At 59.6% G+C, this 19,819-nt stretch carries 21 protein-coding genes; 13 read left to right on the top strand and 8 right to left on the bottom strand.

Going from position 1 to position 19,819, the window contains the following annotated elements; genetic code table 11:
* Positions 1–8: 8 nt before the first annotated feature.
* Both KGB20_RS15685 and KGB20_RS15680 read right to left on the bottom strand, forming a co-directional pair.
* Positions 9–1,172, bottom strand: coding sequence for a PQQ-dependent sugar dehydrogenase (locus tag KGB20_RS15685; RefSeq protein ID WP_154946468.1), 1,164 nt, complete (start codon positions 1,170–1,172; stop codon positions 9–11).
* A gap of 67 nt (positions 1,173–1,239) precedes the next feature.
* Positions 1,240–1,587 (bottom strand): hypothetical protein, encoded by a 348-nt coding sequence (locus KGB20_RS15680; protein ID WP_154859890.1) that lies wholly within the window; start codon positions 1,585–1,587, stop codon positions 1,240–1,242.
* A gap of 193 nt (positions 1,588–1,780) precedes the next feature.
* Between KGB20_RS15680 and KGB20_RS15675 the strand changes: the two genes are divergently transcribed.
* Complete coding sequence (locus KGB20_RS15675) at positions 1,781–2,632, top strand: Ku protein (RefSeq protein ID WP_154946469.1); 852 nt, start codon at positions 1,781–1,783, stop codon at positions 2,630–2,632.
* Positions 2,633–2,769: 137 nt separating this feature from the next.
* Here the strand turns inward: KGB20_RS15675 and lpxO are convergent, their stop codons facing one another.
* Positions 2,770–3,669: a lipid A hydroxylase LpxO gene (gene lpxO, locus KGB20_RS15670; protein WP_090455335.1), complete on the bottom strand. Its 900-nt coding sequence runs from the start codon at positions 3,667–3,669 to the stop codon at positions 2,770–2,772.
* Positions 3,670–4,158: 489 nt separating this feature from the next.
* Between lpxO and KGB20_RS15665 the strand changes: the two genes are divergently transcribed.
* Both KGB20_RS15665 and KGB20_RS15660 read left to right on the top strand, forming a co-directional pair.
* Entirely contained in the window at positions 4,159–5,745 is a 1,587-nt protein-coding gene (locus KGB20_RS15665) for an ABC-F family ATPase (RefSeq protein ID WP_154946470.1), read from the top strand.
* A gap of 282 nt (positions 5,746–6,027) precedes the next feature.
* On the top strand, positions 6,028–7,215 hold the full coding sequence (locus KGB20_RS15660) for an MFS transporter (protein ID WP_154946471.1): 1,188 nt from the start codon (positions 6,028–6,030) through the stop codon (positions 7,213–7,215).
* Between the two features lie 104 nt (positions 7,216–7,319).
* Here KGB20_RS15660 and KGB20_RS15655 read toward each other — a convergent pair whose 3' ends face one another.
* Complete coding sequence (locus tag KGB20_RS15655; RefSeq protein ID WP_102671535.1) at positions 7,320–8,357, bottom strand: alpha/beta hydrolase family protein; 1,038 nt, start codon at positions 8,355–8,357, stop codon at positions 7,320–7,322.
* 167 nt (positions 8,358–8,524) lie between these two features.
* Positions 8,525–9,136 carry an FMN-dependent NADH-azoreductase gene (locus KGB20_RS15650; protein WP_154946472.1) on the bottom strand — a complete coding sequence of 204 codons (612 nt, stop codon included), beginning with the start codon at positions 9,134–9,136 and terminating at the stop codon, positions 8,525–8,527.
* A gap of 131 nt (positions 9,137–9,267) precedes the next feature.
* Here KGB20_RS15650 and KGB20_RS15645 point away from each other — a divergent pair, with 131 nt between their 5' ends.
* Together KGB20_RS15645 and KGB20_RS15640 are read left to right on the top strand one after the other, a co-directional pair.
* The gene (locus KGB20_RS15645) at positions 9,268–10,176 is read left to right on the top strand and encodes a LysR substrate-binding domain-containing protein (RefSeq protein WP_090455344.1); all 909 of its coding nucleotides are present in this window, start codon (positions 9,268–9,270) and stop codon (positions 10,174–10,176) included.
* Positions 10,173–10,532 (top strand): MmcQ/YjbR family DNA-binding protein, encoded by a 360-nt coding sequence (locus KGB20_RS15640; protein WP_057714747.1) that lies wholly within the window; start codon positions 10,173–10,175, stop codon positions 10,530–10,532. The genes KGB20_RS15645 and KGB20_RS15640 overlap by 4 nt, the downstream gene beginning before the upstream one ends.
* A gap of 11 nt (positions 10,533–10,543) precedes the next feature.
* Here KGB20_RS15640 and KGB20_RS15635 read toward each other — a convergent pair whose 3' ends face one another.
* Complete coding sequence (locus KGB20_RS15635; RefSeq protein ID WP_150815223.1) at positions 10,544–10,972, bottom strand: DUF1294 domain-containing protein; 429 nt, start codon at positions 10,970–10,972, stop codon at positions 10,544–10,546.
* Positions 10,969–11,799: an undecaprenyl-diphosphate phosphatase gene (locus KGB20_RS15630; RefSeq protein ID WP_150815222.1), complete on the bottom strand. Its 831-nt coding sequence runs from the start codon at positions 11,797–11,799 to the stop codon at positions 10,969–10,971. Before KGB20_RS15630 ends, KGB20_RS15635 begins: the two co-directional genes overlap by 4 nt.
* Positions 11,800–12,094: 295 nt before the next feature.
* Between KGB20_RS15630 and pnuC the strand changes: the two genes are divergently transcribed.
* The 8 genes from pnuC to KGB20_RS15590 all read left to right on the top strand — a co-directional run bounded on the left by pnuC (position 12,095) and on the right by KGB20_RS15590 (position 18,350).
* On the top strand, positions 12,095–12,658 hold the full coding sequence (gene pnuC / locus KGB20_RS15625; RefSeq protein ID WP_154859887.1) for a nicotinamide riboside transporter PnuC: 564 nt from the start codon (positions 12,095–12,097) through the stop codon (positions 12,656–12,658).
* Positions 12,655–13,179 carry an AAA family ATPase gene (locus tag KGB20_RS15620; RefSeq protein WP_150815220.1) on the top strand — a complete coding sequence of 175 codons (525 nt, stop codon included), beginning with the start codon at positions 12,655–12,657 and terminating at the stop codon, positions 13,177–13,179. The genes pnuC and KGB20_RS15620 overlap by 4 nt, the downstream gene beginning before the upstream one ends.
* Before the next feature lie 357 nt (positions 13,180–13,536).
* Positions 13,537–13,974 carry a hypothetical protein gene (locus tag KGB20_RS15615; RefSeq protein ID WP_154946473.1) on the top strand — a complete coding sequence of 146 codons (438 nt, stop codon included), beginning with the start codon at positions 13,537–13,539 and terminating at the stop codon, positions 13,972–13,974.
* Position 13,975: 1 nt separating this feature from the next.
* Positions 13,976–14,554 (top strand): adhesin, encoded by a 579-nt coding sequence (locus KGB20_RS15610; protein WP_150815218.1) that lies wholly within the window; start codon positions 13,976–13,978, stop codon positions 14,552–14,554.
* A gap of 63 nt (positions 14,555–14,617) precedes the next feature.
* Positions 14,618–15,484, top strand: a complete 867-nt coding sequence (locus KGB20_RS15605) for a heme utilization protein (protein ID WP_150815217.1) — start codon at positions 14,618–14,620, stop codon at positions 15,482–15,484.
* Between the two features lie 61 nt (positions 15,485–15,545).
* On the top strand, positions 15,546–16,226 hold the full coding sequence (locus KGB20_RS15600) for a C39 family peptidase (RefSeq protein ID WP_150815216.1): 681 nt from the start codon (positions 15,546–15,548) through the stop codon (positions 16,224–16,226).
* A 26-nt stretch (positions 16,227–16,252) separates the two neighbouring features.
* Entirely contained in the window at positions 16,253–17,014 is a 762-nt protein-coding gene (locus KGB20_RS15595) for a hypothetical protein (protein ID WP_154946474.1), read from the top strand.
* A 46-nt stretch (positions 17,015–17,060) separates the two neighbouring features.
* Complete coding sequence (locus KGB20_RS15590) at positions 17,061–18,350, top strand: transporter (RefSeq protein ID WP_150815214.1); 1,290 nt, start codon at positions 17,061–17,063, stop codon at positions 18,348–18,350.
* A 60-nt stretch (positions 18,351–18,410) separates the two neighbouring features.
* Here the strand turns inward: KGB20_RS15590 and KGB20_RS15585 are convergent, their stop codons facing one another.
* The gene (locus tag KGB20_RS15585; protein ID WP_150815213.1) at positions 18,411–19,736 is read right to left on the bottom strand and encodes a sigma-54 dependent transcriptional regulator; all 1,326 of its coding nucleotides are present in this window, start codon (positions 19,734–19,736) and stop codon (positions 18,411–18,413) included.
* Positions 19,737–19,819 lie beyond the last annotated feature (83 nt).

Genomic DNA, 19,819 nt, shown 5'->3' with positions numbered 1-19,819 from the left:
TAGGTGCCTTAGTCAGCCGGCAACTTCAAACCCACTTTGTAAACGCCACCGTTCTCCTCATCGGTCAAAACATACAAGTATCCGTCCGGTCCCTGCCGTACGTCGCGGATGCGCTTTTTCAAATCCCCGAGCAAGCGCTCCTCGTGGATCACCTTGTCGCCATCGAACTCCAGGCGGATCAGTTCCTGGCTGATCAGCGCGCCGACAAACACGTTGCGCTGCCAGACCTTGAAACGATCGGCATCGTAGAACGCCATGCCACTCAGGCCCGGGGACTTTTCCCAGACATGATTCGGGACAAGGGTGCCTTCGGCGATTTCACCCTTGGCTTCGGGAATCGGTTGACCGGAGTAGTTGATGCCATGGGTCGCCAGCGGCCAGCCGTAATTCTTGCCGCGCTCGATGATGTTGATTTCATCGCCGCCCTGAGGGCCGTGTTCGTTTTCCCACAGCGTGCCGTTCCACGGGTTGAGCGCCGCGCCTTGCGGGTTACGTTGCCCGTAGGACCAGATCTCCGGGCGCACGTTGGCCTGACCGACAAAGGGGTTGTCCTTGGGCACAGTGCCATCCGGGTAGATTCGCACCACTTTACCTTGCAGCTTGTCGAGGTCCTGGGCGGTCGGGCGGTCGTTGTTTTCCCCCAGGGTCACGAACAGATAGCCGTCGCGATCAAACACCAGCCGCGAGCCAAAATGGTTGCCCACCGAGAGCTTGGGTTCCTGACGCAGGATCACCTGGAAATCCTTGAGCGCCGTCATATCGTCGGAGAGCCGGCCGCGGCCCACCGCCGTGCCGGCCTTGCCGCCCTGACCGCCACCTTCGGCATAGGACAGATAGACCATCCGGTCCTGCTTGAAGTCGGGCGACAGCGCCACGTCGAGCAATCCACCCTGCCCCTTGGCCCAGACCGTGGGTACGCCATTGAGCGGTGCGGACAACTTGCCTTCGGCGGTCACCAGTCGCAGGTTGCCGGGCCGTTCGGTCACCAGCATGCCTTTGCTATCCGGCAGGAATGCCAGGGCCCAGGGGTGCTCCAGCCCCGTCACGATGGGGGTGACCTCAAGGGTGCCATCTTCGCTTTTCATCGTCTGGGCCGGTGCGGCAAGCACAGGGACAGCGGCGCTGATCAATACGCCGGCACAGAGGGTTGCCAACAGGCTTTTACGCAACATGCAGGATTCCTTTTCTGATGGAAATGAGACTTGGTGAAAAGTAGCGGGCAGACGTCATGCCTGCCACTCAACGGTTGCTGCTACCAGTGTCTCGAGGAGGTGGATTGGGAATGAATTTCGGTGGGCTGGCGGGCGCTGTCCGGTCGGGGTAGCGATTACCAATGCCACCGTTGTCCAGTGTCGGCGGGCGCGGGACCGGCACGGTATTGGGGCCTCGTATGGCCGGGGTGCCGGGTTGGGTGCCTTGCATGCTGTTGGGGTTGGCCCGGCGAATCGGACTGTTGTACGGGTTGCTGTTGGTGCTGCCAGGCAGGTTCTGGGCCAACTGCAACGAAGCAGAGACGTCGGCCTGGACCAAGGAGCCAAGTACGCCACTCAAGGCCAGTGCAATGGCGCCAAACACGTATCGGTTCATGGGGGTGCCTCTCTGCGTCCGCGTGGGTAAGGACTTCGATACCACGCTACGCCCGAGGTTCGGATTTGTTAACCAAAAACTCCCCGGCACGATCTGGCATCCGGTTGATCCGGCGGGGGAACCGGCGCGCAGACCACAGAAACTTTTGCAAAGGACCGCAGGTCACCTGAACATCACTCGCGAGTAGACGACCATGGCACGGGCAATCTGGAAAGGCGCAATCAGCTTCGGACTGGTGCACATCCCCGTGGCGCTGGTCTCGGCTACGTCCTCCCGAGGCGTCGATTTCGACTGGCTCGACAGCCGCAGCATGGACCCGGTGGGCTACAAGCGTGTCAACAAGGTGACGGGCAAGGAAGTCACCAAGGAGCACATCGTCAAGGGCGTGCAGTACGAAAAGGGCCGGTACGTGGTGCTCAGTGAAGAGGAAATCCGTTCCGCTCATCCGCTCTCAACCCAGACCATCGACATTTTCTCCTTTGTCGATGGCAAGCAGATTCCCTTGCAGAACATCGACACGCCTTACTACCTGGCTCCCGACAAACGCGGCGGAAAGGTCTATGCACTGCTGCGCGAAACCCTGAGCAAAACCGGCAAGGTCGCCCTCGCTCGCGTGGTCTTGCATACCCGCCAGCACCTGGCCGCACTGATGCCGCTGGAATCGGCACTGGTCCTGGTGATGCTGCGCTGGCCGGCCGAGGTGCGAAGTCTCGATGAACTGGCGCTGGGCAGCGAAGTGACCAGCCCCGAACTGGCCAAGGGCGAACGGGACATGGCCAAACGCCTGGTGGAGGACATGAGTGCCGAGTGGACGCCGGACGACTATCGGGACGGCTTCGAAGACAAGATCATGGCCCTGGTGGACAAGAAGGCCCGTGAAGGCAAGATCGAAGACGTCGAAACCGCTTCCAGTGAAGAGGAGCGCAAAACGGCGGATGTCATTGACCTGACCGAACTGCTCAAGCGCAGCCTCGGCAGCGGTAAAGCAGCGTCCAGGCCGAAGGCGGGCAGCAAACCGGTTGCCAGGAAGAAAGCCAGCAAGTGATCACTGGATGTCCCGGCCTCTTCGCGGGCAAGCCCGCTCCCACAGGGATTTTCGCAGCAAGGCAAATCCGGCCTTACACCGGTCCACTGTGGGAGCGAGCCTGCTCGCGAAGCCTTGGTGCGCTACACCGAAAAAAATCAGATCAGAATGAAGACCGCCAGCAACCCGGCAAAGATCGACCATTTTTGGAGGTAGTAAAGCTTGCGGTTGCGCTTTTTCAGTTCCTTGGCGCGCAGGCGAACCTTGTAGACCTTGCTGAACAGCCGGTTGATCCCGCCGGTGCGGTCTCCGTCCTCGTTCGGTGCACCTGCCGCCGACATGACAGTGCGGCTGAACCAGCGATTGAATGCCGCTGCCCACCGATACTTCATCGGCCGCTCGACGTCGCAGAACAGGATGATGCGGTTACGTGGCGTGGTGTTCTCTGCGTAATGAATGAAGGTCTCATCGAACATCACCGCTTCGCCATCGCGCCAATGGTAGTTCTGGCCATCGACATTGATGTAGCAACCTTCAGCGTTGGGTGTGTCCAGTCCGAGGTGATAACGGTACGAACCGGCATACGGGTCGCGGTGGCGCACCAGTCTGGAGCCCGGTGGCAACTCGGCGAACATCGCCGCCTTGATCGAGCCAATGCCCTGTACCAGTTCGGTGGTACGCGGGCAGAGCTTCATGGCCGACGGGTGGCTATCGCCATACCACTTGAGATAGAAGCGCTTCCAGCCGGTCTTGAAGAACGAGTTGAAACCGACGTCATCGTATTGGTTCGAACGCTTGATCTCGCCGGCGTGAAGCAAATTCTGGCCTTCGGCACGAATTTCTTCCCAATGCGCCTGCAGCGGGCTCAGGTCGGGAAAATCAGCCGGATCGAGATACGGTTTGTTGGGGATTTTCGAAAACAGATAAAGAAAGCAATTGATCGGCGCCAGGAATGTCGAGTGATCACTCAACTGGCGCCCCAGCTTGTGGCGCACTCGACCACGCAGGTGAACGTACGCAATAGAGACAACGTAGATAACGGCAATGATCAGTTTCACGGAAATCGTCACAGGTTGGAAATAAACAAACTGCGCCCTTTACCGGCATGCCGGTCCCCGGGTCTTGTGCAGCGACTGAATGCGAAACAGCGGCCCCGTAATGCCATCGAACCACGCCGATGGTCGGCCTTCAGCTGATGGATGGCATTTTAGCCACAGTTTGTAACCAATAGTTAACCCGCAACTGTGAAAATGTGTCCGCAAAAACCGCCAAAGCGTTGCAGAGGCCTCCATCGCCCTATCGTTTAAAGAGCCAGACCAGTACAATCGCCGCCAAACTTTACGCGCCCCCAGGTTGAGAGCGGGAAAATCCCCTTTCAGCGCACGTTGTCTCGGGCCAGGCGCGCCACATGCTGCTGTCCACTTGATGCCAGATGGATCTTCCACTGCCGATCGGGATGAATGTCCCGGGGGCCCAACAGTGGAAACAGGTACTGAACCGGTACTGCCGCAACCCTAGCTACTCTGAATGCTTCGCAGGAAAAACCTTTGATTTCTACAGCTAACATCACGATGCAGTTCGGCGCCAAGCCGCTCTTCGAAAACGTTTCGGTCAAGTTCAACGGTGGCAACCGTTACGGCCTGATCGGCGCCAACGGTTGCGGCAAGTCGACCTTCATGAAGATTCTCGGCGGTGACCTCGAGCCGTCCGGCGGCCAGGTCATGCTGGAGCCGAACGTGCGCCTGGGTAAATTGCGCCAGGACCAGTTCGCCTACGAAGAATTCACCGTGATCGACACCGTGATCATGGGTCACGAAGAGCTGTGGAAGGTCAAGGCCGAGCGCGATCGCATCTATTCGCTGCCGGAAATGAGCGAAGCAGACGGCATGGCCGTGGCCGAGCTGGAAACCGAATTCGCCGAAATGGACGGCTACACCGCCGAATCCCGTGCCGGCGAACTGCTGCTGGGCCTGGGTATTCCCCTGGAACAGCATTTCGGCCCGATGTCCGAAGTGGCTCCAGGCTGGAAACTGCGGGTATTGCTGGCCCAGGCGCTGTTCTCCGATCCGGAAGTGCTGTTGCTCGACGAACCGACCAACCACCTGGACATCAACACCATTCGCTGGCTGGAATCGATTCTCACCGTGCGTAACAGCACCATGATCATCATTTCCCACGACCGTCACTTCCTCAACAGCGTCTGCACCCACATGGCCGACCTGGACTATGGTGAGCTGCGCCTGTTCCCGGGCAACTACGACGAGTACATGACTGCGGCGACCCAGTCCCGCGAGCAACTGCTGTCGGACAACGCCAAGAAGAAAGCCCAGATCGCCGAACTGCAAACGTTCGTCAGCCGCTTCTCGGCCAACGCCTCGAAAGCCAAGCAGGCCACTTCCCGCGCCAAGCAGATCGACAAGATCCAGTTGGCCGAAGTCAAGCCATCGAGCCGCGTGAGCCCGTTCATCCGCTTCGAACAGACCAAGAAGCTGCACCGCCAGGCCGTGACCATCGAGCAGATGTCCAAGGGCTTCGACGGCAAGACCCTGTTCAAGAACTTCAGCTTCACCGTAGAAGCCGGCGAGCGCGTGGCGATCATCGGCCCGAACGGTATCGGCAAAACCACCCTGCTGCGCACCCTGATGGGCGAACTGACCCCGGACGTCGGTTCCGTGAAGTGGACCGAAAGCGCGGAGCTGGGCTACTACGCCCAGGACCACGCCCACGACTTCGAAGACGACGTCAGCCTGTTCGACTGGATGGGCCAGTGGACTCAGGGCGAGCAGATCATCCGTGGCACCCTGGGCCGCATGCTGTTCTCCAACGACGAAATCCTCAAGTCGGTCAAGGTCATCTCCGGTGGTGAGCAAGGCCGCATGCTGTTCGGCAAGCTGATCCTGCAAAAGCCGAACGTACTGGTGATGGACGAACCGACCAACCACCTGGACATGGAATCGATCGAAGCGCTGAACCTGGCGCTGGAGAACTACCCGGGCACGCTGATCTTCGTCAGCCACGACCGTGAGTTCGTATCGTCCCTGGCCACCCGCATCATCGAGCTGAGCCCTAACGGCGTGACCGACTTCAGCGGCACCTACGACGACTACCTGCGTAGCCAGGGTGTGGTGTTCTAAAGGTAGCTACAAGCCTTTAGCTACAAGCTTCAAGTGAAAAGCCCTGTCCTGGTGACGGGGCTTTTTGCATTCCGGGCCAAGGTTTCTTGTTGGTGCATAATTCATCGCGAGCAAGCTCGCTCCCACAGGGGAATGCATTTCAAAATGTGGGAGCGAGCTTGCTCGCGATGAGGCCATGAGGAACAACGATAATGTCACGGCAAAAGTAGTTAGCCTGCTTTCTTTTATCCCAACGCCGCGCCATGATGCAGGTCTCCCACCGCCGCCCGCGAACGAGCCTTCATGTCTGTGCAGCAAACTGCCCCTCAAAGCTCCACGGCGATCACCCTGCAGATCGTCTCCATCGTTTTCTATACATTCATTGCCTTCCTCTGCATCGGTTTGCCGATTGCGGTATTGCCGGGTTATGTCCACGAACAACTCGGGTTCAGCGCCATCGTGGCCGGGCTGACCATCGGCTCGCAATACCTCGCCACCCTGCTCAGCCGGCCCATGGCCGGGCGGATGTCGGACAGCGTTGGCACCAAGCGTGCAATCATCTATGGCTTGGCGGGGATTGTGCTCAGCGGCGTGCTGACCTTGCTGTCGACCCTGTTGCAAGGCTTTCCCTTGCTCAGCCTGCTGATCCTGATCGCCGGGCGCCTGCTACTGGGAATCGCCCAAGGGTTGATCGGTGTCGGCACCATCAGTTGGTGCATGGGCCAGGTGGGCGCCGAGCATACCGCGCGATCGATTTCCTGGAACGGCATCGCGTCCTATGGGGCGATTGCCATTGGCGCACCGCTGGGTGTGGTCATGGTGCAACAACTGGGTTTCGCCAGCCTGGGTATCGCTCTGTCGCTGTTGGCCCTGGTCGCACTGTTGCTGATTCGCAATAAGCCCTCGGTGCCCGTGGTGCGCGGCGAGCGCCTGCCGTTTTGGGCGGTGTTCGGGCGCATTGCGCCGTTTGGCGCGAGTTTGAGCCTGGCGTCCATTGGCTACGGCACCCTGACGACCTTTATCACTCTGTACTACGTCAATCGTGGCTGGACCGGCGCGGCCTACTGCCTGACCGTGTTCGGTGTGTGTTTCATTCTGTCGCGGCTGCTGTTCATATCCGCCATCGGTCGGTTTGGCGGGTTCACGTCGGCCATTGCCTGCATGTGCGTTGAGACGGTTGGCCTGGTGCTGTTGTGGCTGGCCCCTTCGACCGGGTATGCGCTCATTGGTGCCGGCCTGACTGGATTTGGCCTGTCCCTGGTGTATCCGGCGCTGGGTGTCGAGGCCATCAAACAGGTGCCCAACTCCAGCCGGGGGGCGGGCTTGAGTGCTTATGCGGTGTTTTTCGATCTGGCGCTGGCGATTGCCGGCCCCTTGATGGGCGCAGTGGCGTTGAACCTGGGATATGCGTGGATTTTCTTCAGTGCCGCGTTGTTGTCGGTGACGGGGCTGGGGCTGACGTTGCTACTCAAGCGCCGCGCGATGGCTTGATGTGGGAGCGGGCTTGCTCGCGAAGGCGGTGTGTCAGTAGACATAAGTACTGCCTGACACACCGCCTTCGCGAGCAAGCCCGCTCCCACAGAATATGTGGCGCATTACTGGTCGGCGGTCTGCATTCCGGCCCGGGTCGGCCTGCCCAGGGTACGCGTGAAGAAGCGTCCGGCTTCGGAGATCAGATTGCGATGAATGTCCTGCCGGTCGACGCCATCGGCATCGGTGCACAGCGCAGGCATGATTACGATCTGCTCGTCATTGCACGGCGCCATGAAGACAAAGTGCCCTGCCCCGGCCAGTAACTTGAAGTCGGGCGCGGTCGGCAGTTTGCGCGCCAGCGCCGCGGCGTTCTTGTCGACAGCCACCAGCTTGTCGCCATCGCCGCTGTAAAGCAGCACCGGCACATGCACATCGGCCAGGGTGTGGCGGCCGAACTTCAGGCTCAACGGTGCCATCAGCATCAAGGCGTGGACGCGAGGATCGGCCACCGGTTGCAGGTCGTCGCGGTCGACAATCAATTCGCCCTGGGTGTTACAGGCATCGCGGTCATCAGGGCGCTCCTGGCAGTAACGGCGCAGGCGATCCAGGTCCGGGGTCGCGCCGGACAGGATCAATGCGGTCTCGCCACCGGCCGAATAGCCAATGACCCCCACCTGATCGGCATTGACGAACGGCGACAGCATACGATCGCCCAAGGTCTCGGTAATGGCTTCGGAAATCTGGATCGGCCGGCCGTACAGGTTACTCAAAGTACCGAGTCGGCTGTGGTCCCTGGAGTTGTCACCGGGGTGAATCACCGCCACCACGACAAAGCCTTTGCGCGCCAGTGACGTGGCAAGGTCGTGCAGGGCCAGCGGGGTACCGGTATTTCCGTGGGACAGCATCAGCATCGGAAACCGGCCGATGGCGACCTTGGTGTCCTCCCCGGCTTCGACGGTGTAACCCTCGAGCTTGCTGGTGTGCTCCCGATCACTGGAAGGATAGAAGGCAATGGCGCGCATCGGCTGCAAGTCCAGCGGGTCGAGAAAAGTCATCTCGTGGAAGCCGACGCTCCAGTGAGGATGCGGTGCAGGCGCGGCGTGCACTGTATTCAAGCTGCTGAGCAGGCAAATCAGTAAAGTTGCACAAAGACGCATCATGGATGCCCCGCCTTGTTACCGGACTTGAGACGTACGCCCTGGACTGCATGAGTCGGGCCACAATCTGAAACGGCCAGAAACAAAAAACTCCGTAACTGGTACTTGCGTAGCCAGAATACAGAGTTTTTTGGGCTTTACCTGAACGGTTGCTTACTTTTACCCAAGCCTTACGCAGCGGCGAACAACTGCTCGCTGATTTGTGCGTGGGCGGCGCTCATGGCCTTGTTGCGCACGTCGTCACCGTAAGCCAGGCCTTCGGCACGGACGATTTCGATGTCGGTGATACCGATGAAACCGAACAGCAACTTCAAATACTCTTCGTGGGCAACACCGGTTGCCTGACCGGCGTGCATGCCGCCGGAGGTCGAAACGATCACGACTTTCTTGCCGCCGCACAGGCCTTCAGGGCCGGCTTCGGTGTAACGGAAGGTCTGGCCGGCCACCGCGATGCGGTCGATCCAGGCTTTGAGTTGAGTCGGGATGGTGAAGTTGTACATCGGTGCGGCAATCACCACGGCATCGGCAGCCAGGAATTCGGTCAGGGTCGAGGCGCTCAGTTCGGCTTCGTGCTGTTGTGCGGCGTTGCGCAGTTCAGCGGTGGTGCCGGCGGCGACCAGGGTGGTGGCGGAGAAATGGCTGATGGCGTCGGCGGCCAGGTCGCGGTAAGTCACCACGGCGGTTGGCTCGGCGGCTTGCCAGGCTTTGACGACTTCACCGCTCAACTGACGGGAAGCCGAGTTGTCGCCCAGGATGCTCGAATCGATATGCAGCAGTTTCATGTGGGATCTCCAAGTGAGGATCGCCCACAAGGGCGATCTGATGGGACTAATCCTACACACGAAACCAATAGCTGATTAGACGGTAACAATGCGATAGTTCGTCCCACAGATAGGACAATTGGATTCACATCATGCAAGACCTCAACGACCTGTATTACTTCGCCAAAGTCGTGGAAGCCGGGGGGTTCGCCGCGGCCGGGCGTTTGCTGGGCATCCCCAAGTCCCGATTGTCACGGCGCATCGCCGAACTGGAAGAGCGCCTCGGCGCAAGACTGCTGCAACGCACCACCCGACAACTGAAACTGACTGCCGTCGGTGAGCGTTACCTCAGGCACTGTCAGGCGATGCTGCTGGAGGCGGAAATGGCCGACGAGGCCGTGGCCAGCATGTCCAGCGAGCCCCGCGGGCGTTTGCGGGTGTCCTGCCCGGTTGGGCTGGCCCATGAAATATTGCCGGGGGTGATCAGCGACTTTCTGGAAAGGTTTCCACAAGTCCAGCTGGAGGTCATGCTGCTCAACCGCCGGGTCGACCTGGTGAACGAAGGCATTGACGTGGCCCTGCGAGTGCGCGAGCTGGGCGACGAAGACCCGCTGCTGGTGACCCGCCGCCTGCGTCAGGCGCAGATGTTGATGGTCGCCAGTCCCGGCTTCCTCGTTGGCCGTGAGATCAACCATCCCGACGATCTGAAAAACCTGCCGGTGCTCGGCGCCCTCGAGGCCGACCGCATGGTGCACATCCGCATGCTGGATCAAAAAGGCAAAAGTTGCGAACTGGCGCTCGAGGCCCGGCTGGGCATCGATGACTTTATCGTGCGCAAGGCCAGCACCCTCTCTGGCCTGGGCTTTACGATGCTGCCCATGATGTATTGCGAGCAGGAACTGGAAAACGGTGCACTGGTGCAGTTGTTGCCCGACTGGTCGTTGCCCGGTGGCTGGCTGCAAGCGGTCTATCCTCATCGACGCGGGGTCATGCCGGCGGTACGCGCCTGGATTGACCATCTGGTCGAGTCATTCAATGCCTGTGGGGAACGATTGTTATGAAAGCCGGACGGATGAGCGAAGAGGATGTCGCGAAATTCTGCCTTACCCTGCCTGGAGCGCGGGAAGACTATAAATGGGGCGGCGTGCGGGTGTTTTCGATTGCCGGGAACAAGATGTTCGCCTTGCAGGGCCTGCGGGGTGATTCCCTGGCCTTCAAGGTCGACAAGGATCTGTTTCTCGGTCATTGCGACCGCCCGGGGATTCATCCGGCGCCTTATCTGGCGCGCGCCCAGTGGATCATCATGGAAACGCCCTACCCGCTCGGCAACGAAGAACTACAAGGCTTGTTGCAGCGTTCCCACCAGTTGGTGGTGAGCAAACTGCCCAAGCGCACTCAAGTCGGCTTGTTGCTTTAGGACCTTGTTGATCAGAACAAGGCGAACATATGTGCGCCGAGGAACAGGTGGTCGATCCAGAACACCTGGTGCATCAGCACGATGATCCAGAACACCAACTGGTAGGAGATTTTGCGGGTTTTGTGCCGGAACGCTTGCTGCGCCAGCAAGGCACCGGGCCAGCCGCCGGCGAGCTCCAGCGCATGCAGGACATTCTCCGGCGTACGCCATTGCTCGGCGCGGGCCTTGCGCTTGTCGCTCCAGTACAGGAAAAACGTCACGACGCTGACGATGCCGTAGGCCGCCAGGGGAATCAGCGACACCCCGTGCAGCCATGAAGACACCGCCCCCGACAGCGGCAACGCACACAGGATTGCAAACACCAGCCACTTCAGCCGTGGATTACGGATCTGTCCCCCGGGCTGGTGCCCGGGGTTATTGCGCGAGCTTGAGTCACTCACGACTTGACCGCGCTCCAGTCGACCCAACCGAACTGCCAGGTCGCCAGGATGATCAGGCCGAACACAATGCGATACCAGGCAAACGCCGCATAGCTGTGGTTGGCGATGAACTTGAGCAGCCCGCGGACCGCGATCATCGCGAAGACGAACGCCGTGACGAAGCCGATCGCGAACACCGGGAAATCGGACGGGACAAACAGGTCACGGTATTTATAGCCCGAGTACACCGCTGCGCCGACCATGGTTGGCATCGCCAGGAAGAACGAAAACTCGGTAGCGGTCTTGCGCGACAGGCCGAACAGTAACCCGCCGATGATCGTCGAGCCCGAACGCGAAGTGCCCGGAATCATGGCCAGGCATTGGGCGAAGCCGACTTTCAGGGCATCTTTCCAGGTCATGTCATCCACCGTTTCGGCGTGGACTTCATGCTGCCGACGCTCGGCCCACAACATGACGAACCCGCCCACGACCAGCGCCGCTGCCACGGTGATCGGATTGAACAGGTACTCGTGGATCATGTCGGCGAAGATCACGCCCAGCACCACGGCCGGCAAGAATGCAATCAACAGGTTCGCGGTAAACCGCCGAGCGCTCGGCTGGGTCGGCAGGCCGATGACCACATCGAAGATCTTGCGTCGAAATTCCCATACCACCGCCAGGATGGCACCCAGCTGGATAATGATGTTGAACGCCATCGCCCGCTCGCCCCCGAAGCCGAGCATGTCGGCCACGATGATCTGGTGGCCGGTGCTGGAAATGGGCAGGAACTCGGTCAGCCCTTCTACAACCCCAAGTATCAATGCCTGAAAGGCGGTCCAAAGATCCATCAATCCCCCAAAAGGCTATGCGCGCCGGCATGCCCCGTTAGTATTTTTCCAAAGCTTGAATTGCGATCAGCCTAGCTGAAGCCCCGCACATCAAGGATCACCACGGAACCGTCAAAATCCTGTGAAAAAACAATCCTGATCCGGGTTTACCCGCGCGGGGCCGGAATCCTATCAGACAAGTCCGATTGGCGCTGCCGCGTTATCGCGCGCCATTGAAGCAAACCCTGCTCCACGGGATTCCCGACGCCAATCCGGTTACAATCGGCCCCCTCTTCGATTTCACCAAGGAACCTCCATGTCCGGGCTTGAACTGTTTGCCGCCGCCCTCGGTGTCATTGCCGTCTGGCTGACGGTCAAACAGAACGCCTGGTGCTGGCCCATCGGTCTGGTCATGGTGCTGCTCTATAGCTGGATCTTTTTTGAGGTGAAGCTGTATTCGGACATGTTGCTGCAAGTCGTCTATGCCGCCTTGCAGCTTTACGGCTGGTGGCAGTGGACACGGGCTGGCGAAACGACCCATGGCCGCGAAGTCAGTTGGCTCGATTCCCGTTCCGTGGCGTTGAGCCTGGCCATCGGTGCACTCGGCAGCCTGTTGCTGGGGGCGGCCATGGCCCATTGGACCGATGCCGCGCAACCCTGGCTCGATGCGGCCCTGACCGGATTCAGCCTGGTGGCGCAGGTCTGGATGGCGCAAAAACGTGTCCAGTGCTGGCCGCTATGGATCGCCCTGGATGTGATTTTCGTGGGGCTGTTCATCTATAAGGACCTGTACCTGACCGCCACCCTGTACGGGCTGTTCGCCGTTATCGCCGTGCAGGGCTGGCGCCAATGGCGCGCCGATCCGGCGTTGCGCGCATGAAAGTCCTGGTACTCACAGGCCCTGAATCCAGCGGTAAAAGCTGGCTGGCGGCCGAGTTGCAACAGCGTTTCGGCGGGGTTCTGGTCGAGGAGTATGTGCGCTGGTTCATCGAGCAGAATTCCCGGGACACCACCTTGGCCGACATTCCGGACATCGCCCGCGGACAATTGGCATGGGAAGACGAAGCCCGTGCGCAACAACCGTCTTTGCTCATCCTCGACACGCACCTGCTGAGCAATATCCTCTGGAGCCAAACCCTGTTCGGCGACTGCCCCGCCTGGCTCGAACAAGCGCTACTGGCCCGGCATTACGACTTGCACTTGCTGCTGTCGCCGGAACACGTCGAATGGACGGATGATGGCCAGCGTTGCCAACCCCGATTGAGTGAGCGCCAGGCATTTTTCGAGCAGACCCTGGCCTGGCTTGAGCGCCACGCCCAACCGGTTCAAGTACTGCGCGGAGATTGGGCAGAACGCCGATTCCAGGCACTGAACGCCGTGAGCCGATTGCTCGGCGTCTGACCGGCCTTTTGGGGCAATTTCCCCACTACCCCCCCCTGTCCTGGGGGAAAAGTGTCCGATCCTGAAACACCCTTCCCGCCTCAAACCGCCTGTTTCAGCGCCCTTCGCCGCTGGATCATCGGATTTGTTAAGTCATTGATACAACACCGCCGAAACCCTTGTTCCAGAGCGATTTATCCGCAAATAAGGGCTGCCTGCGCAGGGTTTCGTCTCACCTTTGAAACATTCTCGGCAAAGGCTATCCGGGCAATATCCATAAGCCATTGAATCAACGAGATATTCAAAAACCGGCACAGCTTTCGCTCTTTCCTTCAAAAAGCCGACCAGAACCAGCCCACATGAGAAGGAAAGACCGTCGTGGGGATACTCGATAAACATGCCTTGACGTGCCTGCTGCTGATCGCGAGCGCTGCAGGCGCGGTTTTCAGTTTTGACGTTCAAGCCGAAGGCAACGGCGTCATCGTGCTTGATCGCACCATTCACCCGACGCCCATCGGTCGCAGCGGCGGCAGGGATCCAAACCCCAACACCCTCAATGCCAACCCATCGGCCCGCGTCACCGGCGAACTCAGTGACGCCGACATCGCCGGGGTCACCACCGGAACCGCCCTTCGCCACAACAACGGGCAAAGCCTGGGCGGCCTGCAAGGCCTCAACGTCGTCACCAACCCCAACGGTATGCCCGGCATGTCTGTGGGTCACGGTGGTGGCAGTGGCAGCGCCATTTCCGGAACCATCAACCGCGCCATGAGCAGCGGCCTCGGTTCACTGGGCAGAATGGCGGGAGGCCAATGAGATGAGTCGATCCCTGCTGTTACTTGCCCTGCTCGGCTGCACCAGTGTGATGGCCGATTCGGGCGTCGGTTCGGTGAACAACGCCACCCTCCAGGATTCCGGTACTCAATACCGCGGCAACTTCAACGTCAACCAGGCGGCTGGCGATCAACAACAGCAGGCCAACGTCCGCGCGATCGCCATTGGCACCCAGGCCGGTGCGATCACCAGCATCCGGCAGAAAATCACTACGCCTGCCAATCCGTCGATGGACGCGACGGCCACTATCGGCGGCTCCTCCTTCAGTAATGGCAACGGCGTACTGGGCGTCAACCAGAGCGCCGGGGCGAACAACCAGATGGCCAACGCCATGCGCATCAGCATCAGCGCCGCACCGCAAGCCATCGACGATAGTGCCCTTTCTCAACAGAACGTGGCGTTGTTACCGAACTCGGGAGCAACTGGCGCCCCAAATGGCAGTCGCCAGGTCGTGACAAGCGACCAGGCCTTCACCGGCAGCCGGGGGGTGATCCAGGTAAACCAGAGTGCCGGGGTGGGGAACCGAATGGCTAACACCTTGAGCATCCGGGTCGCTGACTGACCCGAAACAGTGCGATTAGGGAAGTACCAACACCTGACCAACTAATGAGCACGGAGAAACACCATGAACCCGACAACTGCTCTCAAACCTCTGGCTTTCGCTCTGGCAGCAGTGATGGCATTTGCAGCACAAGCAGGCAGCCTTGATGATGATCAAGGCAGCGGCCAGAGCGATGGCCAGAGTAACAACCATCAGCCTAAAGGCCCGACGCTGGAACAAATTCTGCAGATTACGGCAGGCGCCGGGGCCGCCGTGCTGGACTCGCAGGAAAGCAGTGACAGCAGCGCATTGAACCGGGACACCAGGAACGACGCTAGAGTCGATAACTCCCTGAACAACTCCAACGGCAACATGGGCGCCAACGTTGCAGCCGGTAACGGCAACCAGCAAGACAACGCCGCCGCCCTTGCCACGGCTGACGAAAGCTTCATCTTCGGCACCGCGGTCGCTGTCTCCAGCGCGACTCAGAAGAGCAACGGCAACACCGCCAGGAACCACTCCAGCACCAACAACACAACGCTCAACAACGCAGGCAACAGCGGTTCCGGCAACATCGGCATCAACGTGACCACCGGCGACTTCAACCAACAGAAAAACAACCTGGCGATTGCCGTTTCGGGCGGTCGTGTAGCGCAAGCGGCGGCGGCGGCCAACCAAAGCACGACCGGGCTGAACGTCACCAACAACGCCAACCATGACGACAGCACCCAGACTGATTTCGCTACCGTGGGTGTACTCGGTCTGGCGGGCGTAACCACTCAACAAGTGATCACGCCAGAGGGCTGGAAAGCCCCTGTAACCAACAATGCGTCGATAACGGGCTCGATGAACAACTTCTCCGGCAACGGCGGAGCCAACGTATCGTCTGGTGTGGGCAACCAGCAAAGCAACTCGCTGTCCATCGCCGCGGGCTGCAAGTCCTGTTTGTAATCGCGATTGCAATGAAAGCCCCGGCGACGGGGCTTTTCCACAGTCCCAAGGCGTATCGATCATGCGTAAGACTGTCCTTTTCGCCCTGCTCTGCCTGTCTGGCCTGACCCAGGCTGCACAGATGCCGGTTGCCGCCCTGCCGGGCGGCGTGCTGGTGTACAAGCACGTACAGAGTTTGCGCGAGCGCAAGTTCAGCGACATCGTCGAACAAAAAACCGATTTCAGCTGTGGCGCCGCCGCGCTGGCAACGATACTGCGCCAGGCTTATTGGCTCGACGTCGATGAGGAGCACATCATCAAGGGCATGCTGGTCACCGCAGACCAGGACCTTGTGCGTACCCAGGGTTTTTCCATGCTGGACATGAAGCGCTACATAGAGCGCATCGGCATGCGCGCCCGGGGCTACAGGATCCCGCCGGAAAGGCTCGAAGCCGTGACGATTCCGGTGGTGGTATTGATGGAAATTCGCGGCTACAAGCACTTCGTGGTGTTGCAGCGGGCGGACAAGAACTGGGTCTATATCGGCGATCCGGTACTCGGTCACAAACGCTACTCCCACGATGACTTTGTCAAAGGCTGGAATGGCATTATTTTCGCTATCGTCGGTCCCGGTTACGACAAGTCCAATGCGTTACGCAGTCCACCGGAACCGCTGACAGCCAAGAACAAGATGGATAACTTCAACCCGGTCAAAGATGCCGAATTGATGGATTTTGGTTTCATACAGAGCGACTTCTTTTAATCGCCAACAAGATGATAGGGGGCAGGATGCTCCGGGAGCAGCAAATGAAAACCTCGTATTGGGTGGTCGCTGTCTGTCTGGCAGCGAACACTTCAGGTTTTGCTGATGAGTTCAGACCCATCGAAATCAAGGACGAGGAACTGGCCGAGTTGCGTGGCCGATATGTGATGCCGGGGCGGGTCATCAGCTTCGGTGTCGTCATGAGCAGTACCTGGCGCAATGCCAGTGGTGACCTGATCGGAGCCTCCACCTCGATGCAGCTTCAAGCCGCAACGGTCAAGCCCGAGTTCTATGTTTCGACCATCAAGCAATCGGGTCATGGCGGCACGTCCAGGTCGGGCAGCGGTCACGTGTCGGGGGGCGCAGCCCTGAGCACTTCCCGGGGCATAACCCAGGTCACACGGGCCGCAGGTGATGGCAACAGCGCAAACAACAACATCGCTATCAACGTCAAAGAGGCCAGCACGGCCCCTGCACTGGTGCCGGGCCAGGGCCAGGCGCTGATAGCCGGTCAAACCATCACCGGCAGCAATGCCGCAGGCAGTGTCGCGGTATCCGCGACCAGCGGCGGCGTTCAGATGGCCATTACCGCCAACAACAACCAAGGCACCAGCCTGCAACAAGTCGCCCAAGGCGGGTTGCTGCAAAACACCCGGTTGCTGGGCAGCAGCAATGTGGTCGACAACATGACTCAACTCGACGTAGTGCTCAACAATAATGGCCCGAGTGCGGGTGCATTGGACTGCAACCTCAACCAACTCGCTGCATTACGGACCATGGGCTATTGAACTACGCTGAGTCTGGACCATTGGGCACAAATGGACGGCTTATTTCATGTACCGATCAGTATCACTGCGTGCAGTTGCATGCTTGAGTGCTCTACTCCCGGCGGCGATGTTGCAGGCAGCACCTGACCCGGAACTGGAGGCGCTCAAACAAGAGCTTCTGGAGTTGAAACAACGATACGAAGTACAGCAAAAAGCCTTGGCGGTTCTCGAACAACGGGTCCGCCAGGTCGAAGAGCAGCCCGCTTCGCCCCCTCCCAAACGCCTGGCCAAGTCGCCCGCGGATCTCAAGGGCAATCCAGGCGTCGGCACCGGCGCCGCAGCCGCCTCGGGGGGTAGCGGCAGCTCTTATGGACAATCGCTGGCCAATGACTCGCAACCGGCGCAAAGCGTTTCGAACCTGTATGACGAGGCCAGCGGTTTTTTCGGCGGTGGCAAGTTCAGCGTCGAAACCGGGATAACCTACTCCCGCTACGATTCCCGCCAACTGGTCCTCAACGGTTTTCTCGCCCTGGACTCGATCTTCCTGGGCGCTATCAACCTGGACCGGATCAAGGCCGACACCTGGACGCTTGACCTCACCGGTCGCTACAACTTCAACAATCGCTGGCAGTTCGACCTGAACGTGCCGGTGGTCTACCGTGAGTCCACGTACCAGTCCGGTGGCGGCAATAGCGGCGCCGCAAACGTCACGACCGAAGACACCGTCAAGGAAGACCCGACCATAGGCGACGTCAACTTCGGTATCGCCTACAAGTTCCTCGACGAATCGGCCAACACGCCGGATGCCGTAGTGACCTTGCGCGTCAAGGCGCCTACCGGCAAAGACCCGTTCGGCATCAAGCTGGTTCGGGTGGCCGATAACTCTAACCTGGCCGTGCCTGAATCCTTGCCTACCGGTAACGGCGTCTGGTCGATTACGCCGGGGATCTCCCTGGTCAAGACGTTCGATCCGGCGGTGCTGTTCGGCAGCCTGTCCTACACGTACAACATGGAAGAGTCTTTCGACGACATCAGCTCCAACCCGGCGGTCGAGACACCGGGCAAAGTACGCATTGGCGACAGCTTCCAGATCGGCGCCGGCATTGCGTTCGCCTTGAACGAAAAGATGAGTATGTCGTTCTCGGTCTCTGACCTGGTGCAACGCAAAAGCAAGCTCAAGGAAGATGGCGGGGATTGGCAAGCGGTGGTCTCCAGCGATGCCAACGCCGGTTACTTCAACATCGGCATGACCATTGCGGCCACCGACAACCTGACCATCGTGCCCAACCTGTCCATCGGCATGACGGACGATGCCCCGGACTTCCAGTTCAGCCTGAAACTCCCCTACTACTTCTGACCCGAACAAAAATCCCGCTGCAATTGCAATCGCAGCGGGGTTTTGGTTTGCGGCCGGGGTTCAGCGAATCTGGTGCTTGTGCAACAACCGGTAGAAGGTCGGTCGCGACACACCCAATACTTTGGCGGCGACACTCAGGTTATCGCTGTGGCGACTCAATACATCGCACAACGCCTGGCGTTCGGCCCGGGACTTGTATTCTTCGAGGGTGCCCATCGGCGATGCGAGCGTATGCTGACTGATCAACCCCAGGTCACGGGCCTCGATCTGCCGGCCTTCGGCCAAAACCAGCCCGCGACGAACGCGGTTGGCCAGTTCGCGAACATTGCCTGGCCAGTCGTGTTTGCCCATGGCAATCAACGCGTCTTCGCTGAAACTGCGTGGGCGGCGCCCGGTTTCATGGCTATAGAAATGGGAGAAGTGGTTGGCCAACACCGCCAGGTCGCCATGGCGCTCGCGCAGCGGAACGGTCGCCACTTGCAGTACGTTCAAGCGGTAATACAGGTCCTCGCGAAAGCGTTTCTTTTCGATGGCGGCTTCAAGGTCGGTATGCGTTGCCGCCAGAACCCGCACATCCACCGGAATCAGCTGACTGCCGCCGACCCGCTCGATGTGTTTTTCCTGGAGGAACCGCAACAGGTTGGCCTGCAACTCCAGTGGCAGGTCACCGATCTCGTCGAGAAACAGGGTGCCACCGTTGGCGGCTTCTATCCGTCCGACCTTGCGTTGGTGCGCGCCGGTAAATGCGCCTTTCTCATGGCCGAACAACTCGGACTGGATCAAATGCTCGGGAATCGCACCACAATTGATCGCAATGAAGGGTTTGCTGTGACGCTGGGACTGACGATGCAGGGTTCGTGCGACCAGTTCCTTGCCAGTGCCGCTTTCACCGCGAATCAACACCGGAGATTCGGTCGGAGCCAGTTTGCTCAACAGCTTTCGCAGCTCACGAATAGGTTTGCTGTCGCCCAGCAATTCGTGCTCGGGCTGGTCGACATAGACCGTGCCCTGCCCGCGCAAGCGCGCCATGCCAAACGCGCGCCCCAGTGTTACCTGGACCCGGGACACATCGAACGGCAAGGTATGAAAGTCAAAAAACCATTCACAGACGAAGTCGCCGACATTTTGCAGCCGCAGTACATCCTGGTTGAGTACGGCTATCCACTCGGTGCCGCTGCGGCTGATCAGCTCTTTGACGGCCTCCGGGTGCTCAAGGTGAAAGGGCTGCAAGCGCAGCAAGCCCACGTCACAGGTTCGGTCAACGGCTTTCTCCAGCGTGCAGCTGTCAACGTCCCAACCGATGGCGCGCAATCCAGGGAGCAGGCGATAGCAATCGTCACAGGGGTCCACCACTAACAAACGTCGTAAGGCAGGCGCATCACTCATGACTGATCCTTGGCGCCAAATTTATGAAAATTTAATAAAAACAGTCATTTGGCAGACCTGGCTGTAACATTAGCAAGAATTTG

Origin of the sequence: Pseudomonas sp. BF-R-30, assembly GCF_019956175.1 — a bacterium.
Taxonomy (GTDB): Bacteria; Pseudomonadota; Gammaproteobacteria; order Pseudomonadales; family Pseudomonadaceae; genus Aquipseudomonas; species Aquipseudomonas jessenii.
Note: the sequence above shows the minus strand (reverse complement) of the source record. Positions and strands in the feature narration are given on the sequence as shown.

Bases quoted from the DNA above. Each gene is read 5' to 3' on its own strand.
- KGB20_RS15680 (WP_154859890.1), bottom strand. From the start codon at position 1,587: ATGAACCGATACGTGTTTGGCGCCATTGCACTGGCCTTGAGTGGCGTA.
- KGB20_RS15660 (WP_154946471.1), top strand. From the start codon at position 6,028: ATGTCTGTGCAGCAAACTGCCCCTCAAAGCTCCACGGCGATCACCCTG.
- KGB20_RS15595 (WP_154946474.1), top strand. From the start codon at position 16,253: ATGCTCCGGGAGCAGCAAATGAAAACCTCGTATTGGGTGGTCGCTGTC.
- KGB20_RS15650 (WP_154946472.1), bottom strand. From the start codon at position 9,136: ATGAAACTGCTGCATATCGATTCGAGCATCCTGGGCGACAACTCGGCT.
- KGB20_RS15600 (WP_150815216.1), top strand. From the start codon at position 15,546: ATGCGTAAGACTGTCCTTTTCGCCCTGCTCTGCCTGTCTGGCCTGACC.
- KGB20_RS15605 (WP_150815217.1), top strand. From the start codon at position 14,618: ATGAACCCGACAACTGCTCTCAAACCTCTGGCTTTCGCTCTGGCAGCA.
- KGB20_RS15630 (WP_150815222.1), bottom strand. From the start codon at position 11,799: ATGGATCTTTGGACCGCCTTTCAGGCATTGATACTTGGGGTTGTAGAA.
- pnuC (WP_154859887.1), top strand. From the start codon at position 12,095: ATGTCCGGGCTTGAACTGTTTGCCGCCGCCCTCGGTGTCATTGCCGTC.
- KGB20_RS15590 (WP_150815214.1), top strand. From the start codon at position 17,061: ATGTACCGATCAGTATCACTGCGTGCAGTTGCATGCTTGAGTGCTCTA.
- KGB20_RS15675 (WP_154946469.1), top strand. From the start codon at position 1,781: ATGGCACGGGCAATCTGGAAAGGCGCAATCAGCTTCGGACTGGTGCAC.
- KGB20_RS15645 (WP_090455344.1), top strand. From the start codon at position 9,268: ATGCAAGACCTCAACGACCTGTATTACTTCGCCAAAGTCGTGGAAGCC.
- KGB20_RS15685 (WP_154946468.1), bottom strand. From the start codon at position 1,172: ATGTTGCGTAAAAGCCTGTTGGCAACCCTCTGTGCCGGCGTATTGATC.
- KGB20_RS15610 (WP_150815218.1), top strand. From the start codon at position 13,976: ATGAGTCGATCCCTGCTGTTACTTGCCCTGCTCGGCTGCACCAGTGTG.
- KGB20_RS15640 (WP_057714747.1), top strand. From the start codon at position 10,173: ATGAAAGCCGGACGGATGAGCGAAGAGGATGTCGCGAAATTCTGCCTT.
- KGB20_RS15585 (WP_150815213.1), bottom strand. From the start codon at position 19,736: ATGAGTGATGCGCCTGCCTTACGACGTTTGTTAGTGGTGGACCCCTGT.
- KGB20_RS15620 (WP_150815220.1), top strand. From the start codon at position 12,655: ATGAAAGTCCTGGTACTCACAGGCCCTGAATCCAGCGGTAAAAGCTGG.
- KGB20_RS15655 (WP_102671535.1), bottom strand. From the start codon at position 8,357: ATGATGCGTCTTTGTGCAACTTTACTGATTTGCCTGCTCAGCAGCTTG.